The organism is Sphingomonas benefaciens (assembly GCF_052907485.1).
Genome location: NZ_JBREIC010000005.1, coordinates 328020 through 345792 on the forward strand (window position 1 = coordinate 328020; position 17773 = coordinate 345792).

16 protein-coding genes are annotated in these 17773 nt (G+C 68.8%); 10 read left to right on the top strand and 6 right to left on the bottom strand.

What is annotated here, in order from left to right; genetic code table 11:
* Nucleotides 1–71: 71 nt before the first annotated feature.
* From epsC to ACU5AX_RS16815, 6 genes are all read left to right on the top strand, one after another.
* Complete coding sequence (gene epsC, locus ACU5AX_RS16790; RefSeq protein WP_446691893.1) at nt 72–1037, top strand: serine O-acetyltransferase EpsC; 966 nt, start codon at nt 72–74, stop codon at nt 1035–1037.
* Nucleotides 1037–1786, top strand: coding sequence for a gamma-glutamyl-gamma-aminobutyrate hydrolase family protein (locus tag ACU5AX_RS16795; protein ID WP_446691926.1), 750 nt, complete (start codon nt 1037–1039; stop codon nt 1784–1786). Before epsC ends, ACU5AX_RS16795 begins: the two co-directional genes overlap by 1 nt.
* On the top strand, nt 1787–2035 hold the full coding sequence (locus ACU5AX_RS16800) for a hypothetical protein (RefSeq protein WP_446691894.1): 249 nt from the start codon (nt 1787–1789) through the stop codon (nt 2033–2035).
* Nucleotides 2036–2186: 151 nt separating this feature from the next.
* On the top strand, nt 2187–3953 hold the full coding sequence (gene recQ, locus ACU5AX_RS16805; protein WP_446691895.1) for a DNA helicase RecQ: 1767 nt from the start codon (nt 2187–2189) through the stop codon (nt 3951–3953).
* A 74-nt stretch (nt 3954–4027) separates the two neighbouring features.
* Complete coding sequence (locus ACU5AX_RS16810; RefSeq protein ID WP_446691896.1) at nt 4028–4492, top strand: protein tyrosine phosphatase family protein; 465 nt, start codon at nt 4028–4030, stop codon at nt 4490–4492.
* On the top strand, nt 4489–4896 hold the full coding sequence (locus ACU5AX_RS16815) for a hypothetical protein (RefSeq protein WP_446691897.1): 408 nt from the start codon (nt 4489–4491) through the stop codon (nt 4894–4896). Before ACU5AX_RS16810 ends, ACU5AX_RS16815 begins: the two co-directional genes overlap by 4 nt.
* 156 nt (nt 4897–5052) lie before the next feature.
* Here ACU5AX_RS16815 and ACU5AX_RS16820 read toward each other — a convergent pair whose 3' ends face one another.
* From ACU5AX_RS16820 to ACU5AX_RS16840, 5 genes are all read right to left on the bottom strand, one after another.
* A complete protein-coding gene (locus ACU5AX_RS16820; RefSeq protein ID WP_198354020.1) occupies nt 5053–6417 on the bottom strand; it encodes an ammonium transporter in 1365 nt (454 codons plus the stop codon).
* Between the two features lie 14 nt (nt 6418–6431).
* Entirely contained in the window at nt 6432–6770 is a 339-nt protein-coding gene (locus ACU5AX_RS16825) for a P-II family nitrogen regulator (RefSeq protein WP_198354019.1), read from the bottom strand.
* A 141-nt stretch (nt 6771–6911) separates the two neighbouring features.
* Nucleotides 6912–7118 (bottom strand): putative signal transducing protein, encoded by a 207-nt coding sequence (locus tag ACU5AX_RS16830; RefSeq protein WP_198354018.1) that lies wholly within the window; start codon nt 7116–7118, stop codon nt 6912–6914.
* Between the two features lie 13 nt (nt 7119–7131).
* Entirely contained in the window at nt 7132–8559 is a 1428-nt protein-coding gene (tldD, locus tag ACU5AX_RS16835; protein WP_446691898.1) for a metalloprotease TldD, read from the bottom strand.
* Nucleotides 8560–8595: 36 nt separating this feature from the next.
* Nucleotides 8596–8832 carry a zinc-finger domain-containing protein gene (locus tag ACU5AX_RS16840; protein WP_198354016.1) on the bottom strand — a complete coding sequence of 79 codons (237 nt, stop codon included), beginning with the start codon at nt 8830–8832 and terminating at the stop codon, nt 8596–8598.
* A gap of 114 nt (nt 8833–8946) precedes the next feature.
* Here ACU5AX_RS16840 and ACU5AX_RS16845 point away from each other — a divergent pair, with 114 nt between their 5' ends.
* Both ACU5AX_RS16845 and nadB read left to right on the top strand, forming a co-directional pair.
* Nucleotides 8947–9882, top strand: a complete 936-nt coding sequence (locus ACU5AX_RS16845; protein WP_198354015.1) for an ABC transporter ATP-binding protein — start codon at nt 8947–8949, stop codon at nt 9880–9882.
* A gap of 87 nt (nt 9883–9969) precedes the next feature.
* Nucleotides 9970–11562: an L-aspartate oxidase gene (gene nadB, locus ACU5AX_RS16850; protein ID WP_446691899.1), complete on the top strand. Its 1593-nt coding sequence runs from the start codon at nt 9970–9972 to the stop codon at nt 11560–11562.
* A gap of 127 nt (nt 11563–11689) precedes the next feature.
* On the opposite strand, the gene ACU5AX_RS16855 is transcribed toward nadB, so the two are convergent.
* Nucleotides 11690–13474, bottom strand: coding sequence for a thiamine pyrophosphate-requiring protein (locus ACU5AX_RS16855; protein ID WP_446691900.1), 1785 nt, complete (start codon nt 13472–13474; stop codon nt 11690–11692).
* A 306-nt stretch (nt 13475–13780) separates the two neighbouring features.
* On the opposite strand from ACU5AX_RS16855, the gene ACU5AX_RS16860 reads away from it, so the two are divergent.
* Together ACU5AX_RS16860 and polA are read left to right on the top strand one after the other, a co-directional pair.
* Nucleotides 13781–14794, top strand: a complete 1014-nt coding sequence (locus tag ACU5AX_RS16860) for a serine hydrolase (protein WP_446691901.1) — start codon at nt 13781–13783, stop codon at nt 14792–14794.
* Between the two features lie 126 nt (nt 14795–14920).
* Complete coding sequence (gene polA / locus ACU5AX_RS16865) at nt 14921–17695, top strand: DNA polymerase I (RefSeq protein WP_446691902.1); 2775 nt, start codon at nt 14921–14923, stop codon at nt 17693–17695.
* Nucleotides 17696–17773 lie beyond the last annotated feature (78 nt).

Genomic DNA, 17773 nt, shown 5'->3' on the forward strand with positions numbered 1-17773 from the left:
CGAGTCGGACTTCACCTCGATAAAGCTTTTCTTCCTATTCCCACTATTCCGATGGGATAACCTCCCGCGGCATGGCGAACCCGCTTCCTTTGCCTTCCCGTGCTTCGCTGGCCGGCGCGTCAATCAGCGACGCGGTGGCCGCGTTGGCGGCACAACGCCAGGCATGGCGGGCGACCCAGCCGGAGGCCCGCGGCCAGGCCGCCTTCCCCTCGCTCGGCGCCATCGAGCGCGTCGTCACCTTGCTGTCGGAAGCACTCTATCCGCGCCGTCTTGGCCAGCTGCGCGGCAGCCCGGCGGAGGAGGATCGCTTCGTCGCGGCACGGATCACCGCCGCCTTCGCCGAACTGGAGCGGGAGATCGCGCACGAACTCGCCTATTGGCAGGCGGAGTCGCAGGCGCGCTTCGATCCGGACCAGCCTGCGACGATCGTGCGCCTGTTCGCAGCGCAGCTCGGCGATATCCGCCGTCTGGTCGACAGCGACATCGCCGCCGCCTTCGTCGGCGACCCTGCGGCGCGCAGCACCGACGAAATCCTGCTCTGCTATCCCGGTGCGATCGCCAGCCTGCACCACCGGCTGGCGCATCCGCTGCATGATCTCGGCGCGCCAATTGTCGCGCGGCTGATCTCCGAGCTCGCCAATGCGCGCACCGGCATCGACATCCACCCCGGCGCGACGATCGGCGAACGCTTCTTCATCGACCATGGCACCGGTGTGGTGATCGGCGAGACCGCGATCATCGGCGACCGGGTGCGGCTCTACCAGCATGTCACGCTGGGCGCGCGCACTCCGCTCGGCCTGGCGAGCGACGGGCCGCGCACCCGCTTCGCCCGCCATCCGATCGTCGGCGACGATGTCGTCATCTATGCCGGTGCGACGATCCTCGGTCGGGTCACGATCGGCACCGGCGCGACGATCGGCGGCAACGTCTGGCTCTTGTCCGACGTCCCCGCCGGCGCGGTGGTGACCCAGCCGGAGGCCCATGTCCTGCCCGCGGGCGCCGCCCATGCGCTGCGCGACGAACTGGCGGGGGCGTGATGGGCCGACGCGCCAAGCCCTTGATCGGCATCCTGTGCTGCAACGAAGATGCCGGCCGCCCGGTGCAGACGGTGGCGAGTCGCTTCGTCCGGCCGCTCGCCGATCTGGCGGACGCCAACGTGCTGCTGGTGCCGGCGCTGCCCGAGGCGGTCGATGCCGATGCGCTCGCCGCGATCCTCGACGGGCTGCTGCTGACCGGATCGCGCTCGCATGTCGCGCCGTCGCATTATGGCGGACCGGCGCTGGCCGACGATGCGCGCAGCGACCCCGGCCGCGACGCGGTGGCACTGACCCTCGCGGACCGGATGATCGAGGCCGGCAAACCCGTGTTCGGCATCTGCCGCGGCCTGCAGGAGATCAACGTGCTGTTCGGCGGCTCGCTGGCGCCGACGGCGCGGCATCATGCCGGATCGTGGGACGGCGATTACGCCGCATTGTTCGGCCACGGCCATGACGTCGATCTGGCCACGGCGGGCTGTCTTGCCGATGCGACGGGGGCGACCCGGCTGCGCGTCAATTCGGTGCACCAGCAGGGGATCGACCGGCTCGGCGGCGGCCTGTCGGTCGAGGCGACGGGCGCCGACGACGGGCTGGTCGAGGCGGTATCCGCGTCACCCTGCGGCGGCGCGGTGCTCGGCGTGCAATGGCACCCGGAATGGGATGTCGCGCGCTCGCCCGCCAGCCGCGCCTTTTTCACCCTGCTCGGCGCGACCGTGCGCGGGGCACCTTTTCACCATGGAGAAGCCTAAATGAAATTCCGTATCGCCCTGCCGCTCGTCGCCGCTGCCGCACTTGGCCTGTCGGCCTGTCACAAGCAGGACGTCGCCAACAACAGCGCCGCTGCCGACGAGACGCTGACCCTCAACGACGAGGGCGTGGCGGACAACAGCTATGACGCGATCGGCGCCGGCAATCTCGACGCGCCGGCCGACAATGCCCTGACGCCGGTCGACGGCGCTCCCGCCGCCGGTAACGGCGCGACCGGCAACGCGCTCTGATCCGTATCCGAGACACGCCTGGATAGCTCCCTAGGCGTCACCTGGCGGTCCGGTGTGCTGGCACCGGGCCGCCTTTTTCGTCTCGCGCTTCGATCCGACACGCCGGACGGGGCGCTTCCGCCTGCTCGACCCCGTCTCTATATCGCGCGCGATGGATCCCCTCCCCACCCTGCAACGCGTCTTCGGTTTCCCCGCTTTCCGAGGGGTGCAGGACGCCGTGGTCAGCCGCGTGCTGGCCGGCGAGCGGACGCTGGGCGTGATGCCGACCGGCGCGGGCAAGTCGCTCTGCTATCAATTGCCGGCGGTGATGCTGGAGGGCACCTGCGTCGTGGTCAGCCCGTTGATCGCGCTGATGCACGACCAGTTGCGCAGCGCGCAGGCGGTCGGCATCCGCGCCGGGACGCTGACCAGCGCCGACGACAATCGCGCCGACACCATCGCCCGCTTCCGCGCCGGCGAGCTCGACCTGCTCTATGTGGCGCCGGAACGCGCATCGTCCGGTCATTTCCGCGAGCTGCTGGGCCAGGCGAAGCTCAGCCTCTTCGCGATCGACGAGGCGCATTGCGTCAGCGAATGGGGCCACGACTTCCGCCCCGATTACCGCCTGCTCGAACCGCTGATGGATGCCTTCCCCGACGTGCCGCGGCTGGCGCTGACCGCGACCGCCGACGCGCATACCCGCGCCGACATCCTGCAGCAGCTCGGCATCCCGCGCGACGGGCTGATCGTCAGCGGCTTCGACCGGCCCAACATCCGCTACAATATCACCCCCAAGGCGAACACCAACAAGCAGATCGCCGATCTGATCACGGCGACGCCCGGCCCCGGCATCGTCTACGCCCAGACCCGCGCCGCGACCGAGAAGCTGGCGGAGGCGCTGGCCCGCACCGGCCGCCCGACGCGGGCCTATCACGCCGGTCTAGAACCGCACGTCCGCGCCAGGAACCAGGCCGATTTCGTCGCGTCGGAAGACATGGTGATCTGTGCCACGGTCGCCTTCGGCATGGGCATCGACAAGCCCGACGTCCGCTTCGTCGCGCATGCCGGCCTGCCCAAGTCGATCGAGGCTTATTATCAGGAGACCGGCCGGGCGGGGCGCGACGGCGATCCGGCGGTCGCCCATCTATTCTGGGGGGCGGAGGATTTCGCCCGCGCCCGCCAGCGGATCGGCGAGGTCGAGCCGGAGCGGCAGGCCGGCGAGCGCACGCGACTCGCGGCCCTGGGCGCCCTGGTCGAGACGGCCGGCTGCCGCCGACGCATATTGTTGAAGCATTTCGGCGAGGAGCTCAGCGAGGATTGCGGCAATTGCGACAATTGCCTGGGCTCGCCGGACGCCGTCGATGCCACGGAAACCGCCCAGAAATTCCTGTCGGCGGTGTTCCGTACCGGCCAGATGTTCGGCGCCGGCTATATCGAGCAGGTGCTGCTCGGCCAGTCGACCGAGCGCAGCCTGATGAACGGGCACGAGGCGCTTTCGGTGTGGGGCATCGTCGACGGCGAGGAAGCGGCGCTGCTCAAGCCGGTGCACCGGGCTTTGCTGTTGCGCGATGCGCTGCGTACCAATGCGCACGGCGGCCTGGAATTCGGTCCCGGCGCGCGGGGACTGCTCAAGGGGGGCGAGCGGCTGTCGCTGGTCGTGCCGCCCAAGCGCGTCCGCTCGCGCAAGCGTGGCGAGGCGCCGGCTACCGCCAATCCCGCGGATCATCCGCTGTTCGAGGCGCTGCGCGCCCGCCGGCGCGATCTCGCCAAGGAGGCGGGGGTGCCGCCCTATGTCATTTTCCACGATTCGGTGCTGCGCGACATGGCGGCGCAGCGACCGGCGAGCCGCGCCGCACTGGCGCTGCTGTCGGGGATCGGCGCGCGCAAGCTCGACGCCTATGGCGAGGCCTTTCTGGAGGTGATCCGCGACGCGGCGTGACCGTCCTGTCAAATCGGTTAATGGATTATCCAATTTGGGCTGACGCTCCTCCACCGATCGCGTAAAGCGCTCGCATGGCCGATATCCGCACCATCAACGACCGTATCAGCGTGGCGCCACAGATCGCCCCCGACGACCTCGCCGCGATCAGGGCGGCCGGCTTCGTCGCGATCGTCAACAACCGTCCCGACGAGGAAGAGGCGGGTCAGCCGTCGGGCGAGGCGATCCGCGCCGCTGCCGAGGCGCAGGGCCTAGCCTATACGGCGATCCCCGTAACCCACGCCGGCTTCTCGCACCCGCAGCTCGATGCCATGGCAGCGGCGCTGGTCGCGGCCGATGGCCCGGTGCTCGCCTATTGCCGGTCGGGGACACGCAGCTGCAACCTCTGGGCGCTCGCCGCCGCCAAGGCCGGGCGCGACCCAGAGGTGCTGGTCCAGCAGGCGCGCGCCGCCGGCTACGACCTCGGCGGCCTGCGTCCGACGCTCGACGCGCTCGCCGCCGCGCACCCCGCCGCCGACGAGGCGCCGCCGCAGGCATGACCATCGCCGCACTGCCGATCGCCGTCGCCGGGGCAGGCGCCGCGGTGCCGGTGCTGATCCTCTCAGTCTGGGCGCTGCGCCGCAATCGGCCCGGCCGCATCGCCGCGCCGGAGGACGCCGCAACCGCGGCGGAGGCCGCGCTGCCCGGCTTCGCGACCCGCGGTGCGGTGGTCGGTGCCGATGGCGGCGGTGCGCTGGCGGTCGACGTCTACGGGCGGGTCGCGGTGATGCGCCGGTTCGGCGGCCGGATCATCGTGCGCGAGGTCGGCTGGGGACAGCTCCGCTCGACGTTGGACGGGATCATGGTCGAGACGGGCGATCGCATGCTCGGCACCGTCGCGGTCGCCGGGGTGGATGCACTCGACATCCGCCGCCTCGCCCCGGCCGACGTCCGCAAGGGCTGATCGCCGGCGTCGCGACCGTGGTGCGCGTCCGGGTGAAGCGCCGCGATCGGTCAAGCTGCCGACATGCAAAAAAAGACCCGGTGCGTTGCCGCACCGGGCCAGGTCGTCCGCAGGAGGAACGTCGTGGGGTGCGGGGCCTTGGCGCCCCGCTCCCGATCAATTGTAGGCGCGCTCGCCATGCTCGCCGAGGTCGAGGCCTTCCTGCTCGACTTCGGGAGCGACACGCAGGCCGGTCAGTGCCTTGGCGATGGTGATCGCGATCACCGTGCCGATCGCCGCCCAGATGATCGTCGTCGCGACCGCCTCGACCTGGACGAGCAGCTTGGCGCCCATCGCATAGTCCGCCGCGCCCGGACCGCCGAGCGACGGGGCATAGACGATGCCGGTGCCGATCGCGCCGATCATGCCGCCGATGCCATGCACGCCGAAGGCGTCGAGCGCGTCGTCATAGCCGAGCTTCGGCTTCAGCACCGAGACGGCAAAGAAGCAGACCACCGAGGCGACCGCGCCGAGCACGATCGCGCCGAACGGGCCCGAATTGCCCGCCGCCGGCGTCACCGCGACCAGGCCGGCGACGATGCCCGAGCAGAAGCCGAGCGCCGAGCCCTTGTGGCCGCGCACCCGCTCGACCAGCATCCAGAACAGGCCGCCGCTGGCGGTCGCGACGAAGGTGTTGATCATCGCGAGGCCGGCCGAGCCATTGGCCTCCAGCGCCGACCCCGCGTTGAAGCCGAACCAGCCAACCCACAGCAGGCCGGTGCCGACGCCGGTCAGGGTGAGCGAGTGCGGCGGCATCGGCGTGGTCGGATAGCCCATCCGCTTACCGAGCATCAGCGAGGCAACCAGCGCGGATACACCGGCGTTGATATGCACCACCGTGCCGCCGGCGAAATCGAGCGCCCCCGCCTTAAAGAACAGGCCCGACGAAGCCCATACCATGTGCGCGATCGGAAAATAGACGATCGTCAGCCAGACGGCGCCGAACGCCATCACCGCGCTGAACTTCATCCGCTCGACCACCGATCCCAGCACCAGCGCGACGGTGATCGCGGCGAAGGTCATCTGGAAGCAGACGAAGACATATTCCGGGATCTCGACCCCGGCGGTGAAGGTCGCCGACTGCGAGGCGGCGGTGACGCCCTTGAGGAACGCCTTGTCGAAGCTGGCGATGAAATTGGTCAGGACGCCGCCGCCGGCGAAATCCGGGCCGAAGGCCATCGAATAGCCGTACATCACCCAGATCAGCATCGCGAGACAGGCGACCGCGCCGATCTGCGTCATCGTCGACAGCATGTTCTTGGCGCGGGTGAGGCCGCCGTAGAACAGGGCCAGGCCGGGCAGGATCATCATCATCACCAGCACCGTGCTGGTCATCATCCAGGCGGTGTCGCCCTTGTTGACCACACCGGCGGGTGCGGCGGGCGGCGCCTGCAGCGGCGCGGTCTGCGCCCAGGCGGGCAGAGCGGCGAACGCCACGGCACACAGGCCCGCGACACCGGCGTATTTGATCGCTTGCTTCATTGCTCCCCCCATCATCACAGCGCCGAATCGTCGGTTTCGCCGGTGCGGATGCGCACCGCCTGACCGACGTCGAGCACGAATATCTTGCCGTCGCCGATCGCGCCGGTGTTGGCGGAAGCCTGGATCGCCTCCACCACCCGGTCGGCAAGCGAGGCGGCGCAGACCACCTCGATCTTGATCTTGGGCACCATGTTGGTGCTGTATTCTGCGCCGCGGTAGATTTCGGTCTGCCCCTTCTGACGGCCGAAGCCCTTGACCTCGGTGACCGTCATGCCCGCGACGCCGAGCGTGGTGAGCGCTTCCCTCACCTCATCCAGCTTGAACGGCTTGATGATCGCAATGACCAGCTTCATCCGCGCCCCCTCGTTTAACCCACGGCGAAGCATCGCAAGCCCCGTGCCAATCGGCTGCAGGAGGGCGAAGACGGGCGGTGGACGAAGGAAGGGATCGTTACGCGATCAAAATAGATGCATCGTCATGAAGCTGCCCGAAAATCAGGCAGGGGGCAGTGTGGCGAGCAGCGCCTGGGCGCGCGCCAGATCTTCGGAATCGACCATGACGCGGACCGGGATCAGCAACCAGCTGCCGTCGGCAACACTCGACCCGCCATCGAAGGCGACGGCGTCGATCCCCTCCGCCTCTAGCCGGCCGACCACCATATGCGCCTCGTTGCGGCTGTAGCGGCCGAGCTCGACGATCATCGCGGACCCATTCTCAGGCCGCGGTGCCGCCCACCGTCAGCCCCTCAACTAGCAGGGTCGGCTGACCAACGCCGGCGGGGACGCTCTGCCCACCCTTGCCGCACATGCCGACGCCTTCGTCGAGCGCGAAGTCGTTGCCGATGCCCGTGACCCGGGTCAGCACGGTCGGTCCGTCACCGATCAGCGTCGCGCCCTTGATCGGCGCACCCAGCTTGCCGTCCTCGATCAGATAGGCCTCGGTGCAGCTGAACACGAACTTGCCCGAGACGATGTCGACCTGGCCGCCGCCGAACGACTTGGCGAAGATACCCTTCTTGACCCGGCCCATCAGCTCGGCGGGATCGTCGCGGCCCGCCTTCATGAAGGTGTTGGTCATCCGCGGCATCGGCGCATGCGCGAAGCTTTCGCGGCGACCGTTGCCGGTCGCGGGCACGCCCATCAGCCGCGCGTTGAGCCGGTCCTGCATATAGCCTTTCAGGATGCCATCCTCGATCAGCACCGTCTCGCGCGTCGGCGTGCCCTCGTCGTCGATCGACAGCGAGCCGCGGCGGTCGGGCAGCGAGCCGTCGTCGACAATGGTGATGCCGGGCGCGGCGACCCGCTCGCCGATCCGGCCGGAAAAGGCGCTGGTGCCCTTGCGGTTGAAGTCACCCTCCAGCCCATGGCCGATCGCCTCGTGCAGCAGCACGCCGGGCCAGCCCGAGCCGAGCAGCACGGTCATCTCGCCGGCCGGGGCCGCGACCGATTCGAGATTGACCAGCGCCTGCGCCAGCGCCTCGGCGATCGCGCGGTTCCAGGTCGCCTCCTCGAACAGCCGGTCATACAGGTAGCGGCCGCCGATCCCGAAGCTGCCCGTCTCGCGCCGGCCGTTGCTCTCCGCGACGATCGACACGTTGAGCCGCACCAGCGGCCGCACGTCGGTGGCGACGAAGCCGTCGGGGCGGACGATCTCGACCACGCTCCAGCTGCCCGACAGGCCGACGGAGACCTGCGCGACGCGCGGATCGCGGGCCCGCGCGGCGGCATCGATCGCCTGGCACAGATTGACCTTGTCGGCGAAGGGGACGAGGTCGAGCGGATCGCTGTCGGTGTAGAGGCGATGGTTGGTGCCCTGCGGCGCCGGCGCCTTCGCCGCCTGTGACGGATCGATCAGCGCCATTGTCTGCGCGGCGCGCTTGATCGCGGCCTCGCTCAGCTCGTTGGCGTGGGCGAAGGCGGTCATCTCGCCCGACACGGCGCGCAGGCCGAACCCCGCGCCGGTATCGTAGCTCGCCGTCTTCAGCCGGCCGTCGTCGAAGCCGAATGCCTCCGACCGGCGGTATTGCAGATAGAGTTCGCCATCGTCGGCGCGGCCGAGCGCATCGGCGGTCAGGCGCTGGACGCCCTCGGGGCTGAGCTGGTCACGGTAGAGGAACGAGCGAGGATCGGCGGATACGGTCATGCCCGCCAATATAGGCGCTCGATCCGCGGGGGCTAGTTAGCGCGGGCTGGCGCCTTCCGAAATATCCGGCAGCGACGCCGGGTCGACACCATCGGCGGGGCCGCCGATCAGCACGAAGCGGCGATCGCAATAGCCGCAGTCGATATAGCCGTGCTCGTCGATCTGCAGGAAGACGCGCGGATGGCCGAGCGCCGCTCCACCGGGAATGTCGGTCGCGCCATCGCAGGCGACGCGACGTTGGGAGACACGGACGACTTCGGGCGGCGGAACCATGCCGCGGGCGATAGCGCGTTCCGGCCCGGCCCCGCAAGAGCTTCGGCGTCTTCCGGCCAGCCCATCCACCCAGCGCCTTCCACCGTGCGACCGATGCGCCTATGCGCTGCTGTCATGACCGACGCCGCCATCAGCATCCGCGATCTCTGCAAGACCTATTCCGGGATCAAGGGCGCGCCCGGCAAGCGCGCGCTCGACGGCGTCACCTTCGACGTGCCGCGCGGCCAGATCTTCGGCCTGCTCGGTCCCAACGGCGCCGGCAAGTCGACGCTGATCAACATCCTGGCCGGGCTGGTCAACAAGACCAGCGGTTCGGCGAGCATCTGGGGCTTCGACATCGACGCGCATCCACGCAACGCCAAGGCGTCGATCGGCATCGTCAACCAGGAGATCCTGTTCGACCCCTTCTTCACGCCGGTCGAGACGCTGGAGATCCAGGCGGGGCTGTACGGCGTGCCGAAAGCCGAACGCAAGAGCCTCGACCTGCTCCGCGCGGTGCATCTCGAGGACAAGGCCAATGCCTATGCGCGCACCCTGTCGGGCGGCATGAAGCGGCGGCTGATGGTTGCCAAGGCGATGGTCCATTCGCCGCCGGTGCTCGTCCTCGACGAGCCGACCGCGGGCGTCGATATCCAGCTGCGCCAGCAACTCTGGGCCTATGTCCGCGAGCTCAACCAGGCCGGCGTGACGGTGGTGCTGACCACGCATTACCTCGAGGAAGCCGAGGAATTGTGCGACCGCATCGCGATCATCAACCAGGGCCGCCTCGTCGCCAACGAGCCCACCCGCGAGCTGGTCGGCAAGGCGCAGGAGAAACTGGTCGCGGTGACGGTCGACCGCGATCTAAGCGAGGCGCCGACCGCCGCCTGTTTCGAGAAGATCGTGCTGAAAGGCACGCGGACGCTGGAGATCACCTACAGCAAGGACAAGGTCAATGCGGGCGAGGTGCTCGCCGCGGTGACCCGCGAGGGCCTGGGCATCGTCGACGTGACGACGCGCGAGGCGGATCTGGAGGACGTGTTCCTCAGCCTGACCCGGTCGAACGGGTGATGGTCGATAGCGGCGGATGCCCTTCCCTTGCCGCTGCCGTCAGACGGCATGTCGTCTTTTCCCCGTTCGAACACCGGAGTTGATGTCGTGACCACGGCTGCCTCTCCCTCCGACGTCCTGATCGTCGGTTCCGGCGCGGCGGGGCTGACCGCAGCGCTGACGCTGGCGGAGCGGTTCCGCGTCACCGTGCTTGCCAAGGGCGCGCTCAACGAGGGATCGACCGCCTGGGCGCAGGGCGGGATCGCCGCAGTGCTGGAGCCCGGCGACACGTTCCACAACCATGTCGAGGATACGATGGTCGCCGGCGCCGGGCTCAACGACCGTGAGGTCGTCGAATTCGTCGTCGGCGCGGCGCCGGCGGCGATCGCGCGGCTGCAACAGCTCGGCGTGCCCTTCGCAATGGACGGCAACGCCCTCCACCTGACCCGCGAGGGCGGCCACAGCCACCGCCGCATCGTCCATGTCGCCGACGCGACCGGCTGGGCGGTGCAGGAGGCGCTGCAGAAGGCGGCCGAAGCCCATCCCAACATCACCCTCGTCCCCGATCAGGTCGCGATCGACCTCGCCACCAGCCGGCACGAGGAACGCTATTCCGGTGCCGGCAATGTCTGGGGCGTCTATGCGGTCGATCGGCGGACGGGCACCGTCAACCTCTACACTGCGCGCGCGACGATCCTCGCCACCGGCGGCGCGGGGCGCACCTATCTGTTCTCCACCGCGCCGCGCGGCGCGACCGGCGACGGCATTGCCATGGCGTGGCGGGCGGGCTGCCGCGTCTCGAACATGGAGATGATGCAGTTCCACCCGACCTGCCTCTACAATCTCGAGGTCAAGAACTTCCTGATCACCGAGGCGGTGCGTGGCGAGGGCGGGCGGCTGATCAACCCGGTCACCGGCAAGCGCTTCATGACCTATTACGACGCGGAGCGGATGGAGCTGGCGCCACGCGATGTGGTGGCGCGCGCGATCGATGCCGAGATCAAGCGCTATGGGCTCGACTATGTCCATCTCGACATCAGCCACATGCCGCCCGATTTCGTGCGCGGCCATTTTCCGAACATCTACGATAAGCTGATCGGGCTGGGCATCGACATGACTCGCGCTCCGATCCCGGTGGTGCCGGCACAGCATTACACCTGCGGCGGCATCGTCATCGATCGCGACGGGCGTACCGACCTGCCTGGTCTCTATGCGGCGGGCGAATGCACCGAGAGCGGGCTGCACGGCGCCAACCGACTGGCCTCCAATTCGCTGCTCGAATGTTTCGTGTTCGGCGAGGCCTGCGCCGATCATATCGCCGCGCATTGGGACAGCCTGCCGGCGGTGCCGGTGATCCGGCCGTGGGACGAGAGCCGCGTCACCGATTCGGACGAAGAGGTGGTGATCAAGCAGAACTGGACCGAGATCCGCCGCTTCATGTGGAATTACGTCGGCATCGTCCGCACCACCAAGCGGCTGGAGCGGGCGCAGCATCGGATCGCCATGCTGACCGAGGAGGTGGCGGACTATTACGGGCACTTCCGGGTGACGCCGGACCTGATCGAGTTGCGCAACCTGCTGCAGACCGCCGAGCTGATCGTGCGCTCGGCGCTGCGCCGGCACGAAAGCCGCGGGTTGCACTATACGCGCGATTGGCCCGAGTTGCTGCCAGAGGCGGTGGACACGGTGCTGGTGCCGTAATCTCGCCGACGCAGCCGTCATCCCCGCGAACGCGGGGATCCAGACGCGCAGGTCCGCGCAACGGCCGGAACGTCAGCGTCTCTGGATTTCCGCCTTGACGGGAATGACAGTGCAGAGAGCGAGCAATTTATCCCGTCACCTCCTTGAACAATTGCCGCGCCGTATCGGCGATCACCTGCGCCGCACCGCGGTCGCCCTTCGCCATCGACGACAGGAACGCCTTCGCCTGTTGCAGCGTGACATGCGGCGGCAGGGGCGCGACATTGGGATCGGTTTTGACCTCGAGGATCACTGGCCGGTCCGCCGCCAGCGCCGTGTCCCAGGCATCGGCGAGGGCCTCCGGCCGGTCGACGAAGATGCCCCTCAGCCCGATCAGCTCGGCGAACTTGGCATAGGGCACGTCAGGCAGGTCCTGCGTCGTCTCGAAGCGCGGATTGCCCTCCATCACCCGCTGTTCCCAGGTCACTTCGTTGAGATCCTGGTTGTTGAACACGCAGACGACGAAGCGCGGGTCGGCCCAACGCCGCCAGTATTTCTGCACCGTGATCATCTCGGCGAGGTTGTTCATCTGCATCGCGCCGTCGCCGACCAGCGCCACCACCGGCCGGCTCGGGTGGGCGAACTTGGCCGCGATCGCATAGGGCACCGCCGCCCCCATTGAGGCGAGCCCGCCCGACAGCGACGAACGTTGGCCGCGCTTCACCTTGAAGTCGCGCGCATACCAATTGGCGCAGCTGCCCGAATCGGAGGTGACGATCGCGTCGGCGGGCAGGCGCGGCGACATGTCCCAGACGACGCGCTGCGGGTTGACCGGATTGGCGGCGGCGTAGGCCCGCTCCTCCAGCACCTGCCACCACTGCGCGACGCCCGTTTCGATACGCTCGCGCCAGCTGCGGTCGCCCTTGGCGGCGATCAGCGGGATCAGCGCCGCCAGCGTCTCCTGCGCGCCACCGTGCAGCGGCACGTCCGCCGGATAGCGCAGCGACAACATGCCCGCGTCGATATCGATCTGCACGCATTTGGCCTGGCCATCGGGCGGCAGAAACTCCGCCCAGGGAAAGCCAGTGCCGATCATCAGCAGCGTGTCGCACCCCGCCATCATGTCCGACGACGGCTTGGTGCCGAGCAGGCCGATCGCGCCGGTGACGAAGGGCAGCTCGTCGGGCAGCACGTCCTTGCCGAGCAGCGCCTTGGCGACGCCGGCGCCGAGCAGGTCGGCGATCCGCACCACCTCGTCCGCCGCATCGCGTGCGCCGGCGCCGATCAGGATCGCCACCTTCTTGCCGGCATTGAGCAGGTCGGCGGCGCGGCGTAGCTCCATATCCTGCGGGATGATGCGCGGCCGCACATAGCCGGGCCCCGAGCGGGTGAAGCCGTGCGCGACCTCGGGCTCGCTATAGGGCTGGTCCTGCACGTCCTTGGGCAGCACCACCACGCCGACGCCGTTGCGGGCGACCGCGGTGCGGATCGACCGATCGGTGACATGGCGGACCTGCGCCGGCGCCGCGACCTCCTGCACGTAATCGGCGACATCGGCGAAGATGCGGTCGAGGTTGAGCTCCTGCTGGTAGCTGGCGCCGCGCACCGTCACCTCGGCCTGGCCGGCGATCGCGAATACCGGGACATGGTCGAGCTTGGCGTCGTATAGGCCGGTGAGCAGATGCGTCGCGCCGGGGCCGCCGGTCGACAGGCAGACGCCGATCTCGCCGGTGAATTTGGCATGGGCGCTGGCCATGAAGGCCGCCATCTCCTCGTGGCGGACCTGGATGAACTCGATGCCGTCCCCTGCCGTCTCGGCGCGCTGCAGGGCGCCGAGCACGCCGTTGATGCCGTCGCCGGAATAGCCGTAGATACGGGTCACGCCCCACGCCTTGAGGCGCTGCACGAAGAAGTCGCTGGTCATCGTCGCCATGGCGCATGTCCTTCAATTTCAAGCTGGATGTCGCGCCCAACGGGTGCGGCGGCGCTATGTTGCGTGACAAAGGCGACAGCGGTCCGCCGACGCGGCTCGCCGCGCCGCAGCGGCGGCTCGTCGCAGGGGCGCTGCGCCATGGTATCGCCCGCCCGGCGAGCGGATAAGGATCGCTGCGTCCTTCCTCGCATGGGCGAGTATCGTACCCTCATGATATCGACCGGCCGTGCGGCCCGCCTCCTAGCTCTTGCCTCTTTCGCCGCCCTGCCGGGGTGCGGGTCCAACTCGCGGCCCGGCGGCAGCAGCATGGCGCCGGTCCCGTCGGCGCCGGTCAGCGTGTCGATCCCGATCCCCGCTGCCGCCCCGCCCGCCCGGCGGGTCGCGCCGGCGCAACTGGTCCAGGCGGTGGAGCGGATCGCCGCCGGCTTCGAGGGCAAGTTCGGCATCGCGATTCGGGGCGTTGATGAGGGCTGGACCGTCGCATCGCCCGGCGCGCGGACGCGGATGCCGCAGCAGTCGGTGAGCAAATTGTGGGTGGCGATGACGCTGCTCGACCTGCGCGACCAGGGCAAGGCGCGGCTCGACGATCCGATCGTGGTGCGGCCCGAGGATCTGACCCTGTTCCACCAGCCGATCGCGATGCTGGTCAAGGGCGACGGCTATCATACCACCGTCGGCGAATTGCTGCGCCGCGCGCTGACGATGAGCGACAATACCGCCAACGACCGGCTGCTGACCTATGTCGGCGGCCCCGCGGCGGTGCGCGCGATGATCGAGCGCAAGCGGCTGGGCGACATCCGCTTCGGCCCCGGCGAGCGCTTGCTCCAGTCGCGCACCGCCGGCCTGGTCTGGAACCAGGCGACCATGTCCAAGGGCAATGGCTTCGAACTCGCCCGCTCGCGCCTGTCGCCCGAGGTGCGCGCCGCGGCGCTCGACGCCTATGTCAACGATCCGCCCGACGGCGCGGCGCCGCTGGCGATCGCCGACGCGCTCGCCCGGCTGGCCCGCGGCGAGCTGTTCACCGAGACGTCGACGCGCATCCTGCTCGACACGATGGGGGCGTCGATCACCGGCCGCGCGCGGTTGCGGTCGGCATTGCCCGCCGGCTGGCAGATCGCGCACAAGACGGGCACGGGACAGGACCTTGGCAGCCGCAACGCCGGCTTCAACGACGTCGGCCTGCTCACCGCGCCCGACGGCCGCCGCTATGCGATCGCGGTGATGATCGGCGACAGTCGCCGTCCGATCCGCGAGCGGCAGGAACTGATCGCGTCGGTAGCGCGTGCGGTGGCCGATTATGCGGATGGAACGCGGGGGTGAGCACTGCCCCTCCCGCTCGCGGGAGGGAGCGTAAGCGACACGAAGGACACAGTGTCGCCACATCCGTGCCGCAACCGTTAGGATTACGTTGGCCCCCTCTCCCCGATCCGCTAAGCGGCAGGGGCGATGCCCCATCTCTATCTCGTCGACGGCTCGGGCTATATCTTCCGCGCCTATCACCGGCTGCCGCCGCTGACCAACAAACATGGCGAGCCGGTGGGCGCCGTCTATGGCTATACGACGATGCTGTGGCGGCTCGCCGACGACCTGCACAAGGCGGACGGGCCGACACACATGGCGGTCATCCTCGACAAATCGTCGTCGACCTTCCGCAACCAGATGTACGACCAGTACAAGGCGCATCGGCCGCCGCCGCCGGAGGATCTGGTCCCGCAATTCCCGATGATCCGCGACGCGACGCGCGCCTTTTCGCTGCCGTGCATCGAGGAGGAAGGCTGGGAGGCGGACGACCTGATCGCCAGCTATACCAAGGCGGCGCTGGCGCAGGGCTGGCAGGTGACGATCGTCAGTTCCGACAAGGACCTGATGCAGCTGATGACCGATCCGTCGGTCGATATGCTCGACACGATGAACAACCGCCGGCTCGGGCCGGAGGCGGTGGTCGAGAAGTTCGGCGTCGGGCCGGAGAAGCTGGGCGACGTGCTGGCGCTGATGGGCGACAGCGTCGACAACGTGCCGGGCGTCCCCGGCGTCGGGCCGAAGACCGCGGCCAAGCTGATCCTGGAACATGGCGACGTCGAGGGCGTGCTCGCCGCCGCGGCGTCCGACACGTTCAAGAAGGGCAAGCTGCGCGAGAACCTGATCGAACATGCCGACAAGGCGCGGCTGAGCCGCAAGCTGGTCGAGCTCGCCTGCGACGTGCCGCTCGAGCATCCGCTCGAGGAACTGGCGATGCAGGGCATTCCGGACGCGCCGCTGCGTGCCTTCCTGGAGCATCACGGCTTCAAGTCGCTGCTGTCGCGGCTCGGCCAAGTCGCCGATGCGCCGGTCGAGGAAACGACCGACGCGCCGTTCGAAGAAGACCCGCCGTGCGATCACGACGGCTATGAAACGGTGGTCGACGAGGCGGCGCTGGACCGGTGGATCACCGTCGCCCGCCATCAGGGCTGGGTCGCGATCGACACCGAGACGACCGGCACCGACGCGACCCGCGCCAGGCTGGTCGGCGTCAGCCTGGCGCTGGCCGCCAATCTCGCCTGCTACATCCCGCTCGGCCATGGCGGCAGCGACCTGTTCGGCGAGACGCCGGTGCAGCTCGACCGCACGCTCGCACTGACCAAGTTGAAGGCGCTGTGCGAGGATCCGTCGGTGCTCAAGATCGGCCACAACCTCAAATACGACATGACCGTGCTCGGCCTGTGCGACGAGGTCGGCGGCATCACGGTCGCGCCGCACGATGACACGATCGTAATGAGCTTCGACCTCGACGCCGGGCTGCACGGCCACGGCATGGACGAACTCGCCGCGACGCATCTGTCGCACAGCTGCATCGCCTTCAAGGACGTGGTCGGCACGGGCAAGTCGCAGCGCGGCTTCCACGAGGTCGATCTCAAGGCCGCGACCCGCTACGCCGCCGAGGATGCGGACGTCACCTATCGCTTGTGGAAGCGGTTCAAGGCGCGGTTGCCCGTCGAGGGGTCGACCCGCGTCTACGAGATGGTCGACCGGCCGCTGGTGCCGGTGATCGCGCGGATGGAGACGCGCGGGATCAAGGTCGACCGTGAGCGACTGTCCGGCCTGTCGGCGGAATTCAGCGGCCAGATCGGCGAATTGGAGACGGTGATCCACGGCATCGCCGGCGCGCCGTTCACGATCGGCAGCCCCAAGCAATTGGGCGACGTGCTGTTCGAGCGGATGGGGATCAAGGGCGGCCGCAAGGGCAAGTCCGGCGTCTATTCGACCGACGTCACCGAGCTGGAGCGGATCGCCGCCGACAAGGATTCGCCGGGCGCGGACATCGCCGCGCGCGTGCTGGAATGGCGCCAGCTGACCAAGCTCAAGAACACCTATACCGACGCGCTGCAGGAGGAAATCAATCCGGCGACGGGGCGGGTGCACACCAGCTATAGCCTGACCGGTGCGCAGACCGGCCGGCTGTCGTCGACCGAGCCCAACCTCCAGAACATCCCGATCCGTACCGAGGTCGGCCGCCAGATCCGCGACGCCTTCGTCGCGGAGCCGGGCAACGTCATCCTCGCCGCCGACTATTCGCAGATCGAGCTGCGCCTCGCCGCGCATATGGCGGACGTGCCGCAGCTGCGCGACGCCTTCGCGCGCGGCGACGACATCCACAGCCTGACCGCCCAGGAATTGTTCGGCGAGGTGACGCGCGACACGCGGGCGAAGGCCAAGACGATCAACTTCGCGATCCTCTACGGCATCAGCCGCTGGGGTCTGGCGGGACGGCTGGATATCGGTGCCGACGAGGCGCAGGCGATGATCGACCGCTATTTCGAGCGATTCCCCGGCATCAACCGCTACATCGCCGAAACGCTGACGCAGGTTCGCGAGCGCGGCTTCACCACGACGCTGTTCGGGCGCAAGACGCACTTTCCGCGGATCAAGTCGCGGGTGCAGCACGAGCGCCAGGGCGCCGAGCGTGCCGCGATCAACGCGCCGATCCAGGGGACCAGCGCCGACATCATCAAGCGCGCGATGGTGCGGATGGAACCGGCACTCGCCGCGGCGGGCCTGCCGAACGTGCAGATGCTGCTGCAGGTGCACGACGAACTGGTTTTCGAGTTGCCGGAGCGCGACGTCGCGGCGGCGCGACCGGTGATCGAGCGGGTGATGGCGACCGCGGCGGAGCCGGCCGTGACGCTGACCGTACCGCTGGGCATCGAGATCGGCGTCGGCGCGAGCTGGGGAGCGGCGCATTGATCGCTGCCGTTTCGCAATCCCCCTCACCCTTCCCACTCGTCGCTGGCGAGCGGGCCCCTTCCCTCTCCCATTGGGAGA

Bases quoted from the DNA above. Each gene is read 5' to 3' on its own strand.
- epsC (WP_446691893.1), top strand. From the start codon at position 72: ATGGCGAACCCGCTTCCTTTGCCTTCCCGTGCTTCGCTGGCCGGCGCG.
- ACU5AX_RS16795 (WP_446691926.1), top strand. From the start codon at position 1,037: ATGGGCCGACGCGCCAAGCCCTTGATCGGCATCCTGTGCTGCAACGAA.
- ACU5AX_RS16800 (WP_446691894.1), top strand. From the start codon at position 1,787: ATGAAATTCCGTATCGCCCTGCCGCTCGTCGCCGCTGCCGCACTTGGC.
- recQ (WP_446691895.1), top strand. From the start codon at position 2,187: ATGGATCCCCTCCCCACCCTGCAACGCGTCTTCGGTTTCCCCGCTTTC.
- ACU5AX_RS16810 (WP_446691896.1), top strand. From the start codon at position 4,028: ATGGCCGATATCCGCACCATCAACGACCGTATCAGCGTGGCGCCACAG.
- ACU5AX_RS16815 (WP_446691897.1), top strand. From the start codon at position 4,489: ATGACCATCGCCGCACTGCCGATCGCCGTCGCCGGGGCAGGCGCCGCG.
- ACU5AX_RS16820 (WP_198354020.1), bottom strand. From the start codon at position 6,417: ATGAAGCAAGCGATCAAATACGCCGGTGTCGCGGGCCTGTGTGCCGTG.
- ACU5AX_RS16825 (WP_198354019.1), bottom strand. From the start codon at position 6,770: ATGAAGCTGGTCATTGCGATCATCAAGCCGTTCAAGCTGGATGAGGTG.
- ACU5AX_RS16830 (WP_198354018.1), bottom strand. From the start codon at position 7,118: ATGATCGTCGAGCTCGGCCGCTACAGCCGCAACGAGGCGCATATGGTG.
- tldD (WP_446691898.1), bottom strand. From the start codon at position 8,559: ATGACCGTATCCGCCGATCCTCGCTCGTTCCTCTACCGTGACCAGCTC.
- ACU5AX_RS16840 (WP_198354016.1), bottom strand. From the start codon at position 8,832: ATGGTTCCGCCGCCCGAAGTCGTCCGTGTCTCCCAACGTCGCGTCGCC.
- ACU5AX_RS16845 (WP_198354015.1), top strand. From the start codon at position 8,947: ATGACCGACGCCGCCATCAGCATCCGCGATCTCTGCAAGACCTATTCC.
- ACU5AX_RS16855 (WP_446691900.1), bottom strand. From the start codon at position 13,474: ATGGCGACGATGACCAGCGACTTCTTCGTGCAGCGCCTCAAGGCGTGG.
- ACU5AX_RS16860 (WP_446691901.1), top strand. From the start codon at position 13,781: ATGGCGCCGGTCCCGTCGGCGCCGGTCAGCGTGTCGATCCCGATCCCC.
- polA (WP_446691902.1), top strand. From the start codon at position 14,921: ATGCCCCATCTCTATCTCGTCGACGGCTCGGGCTATATCTTCCGCGCC.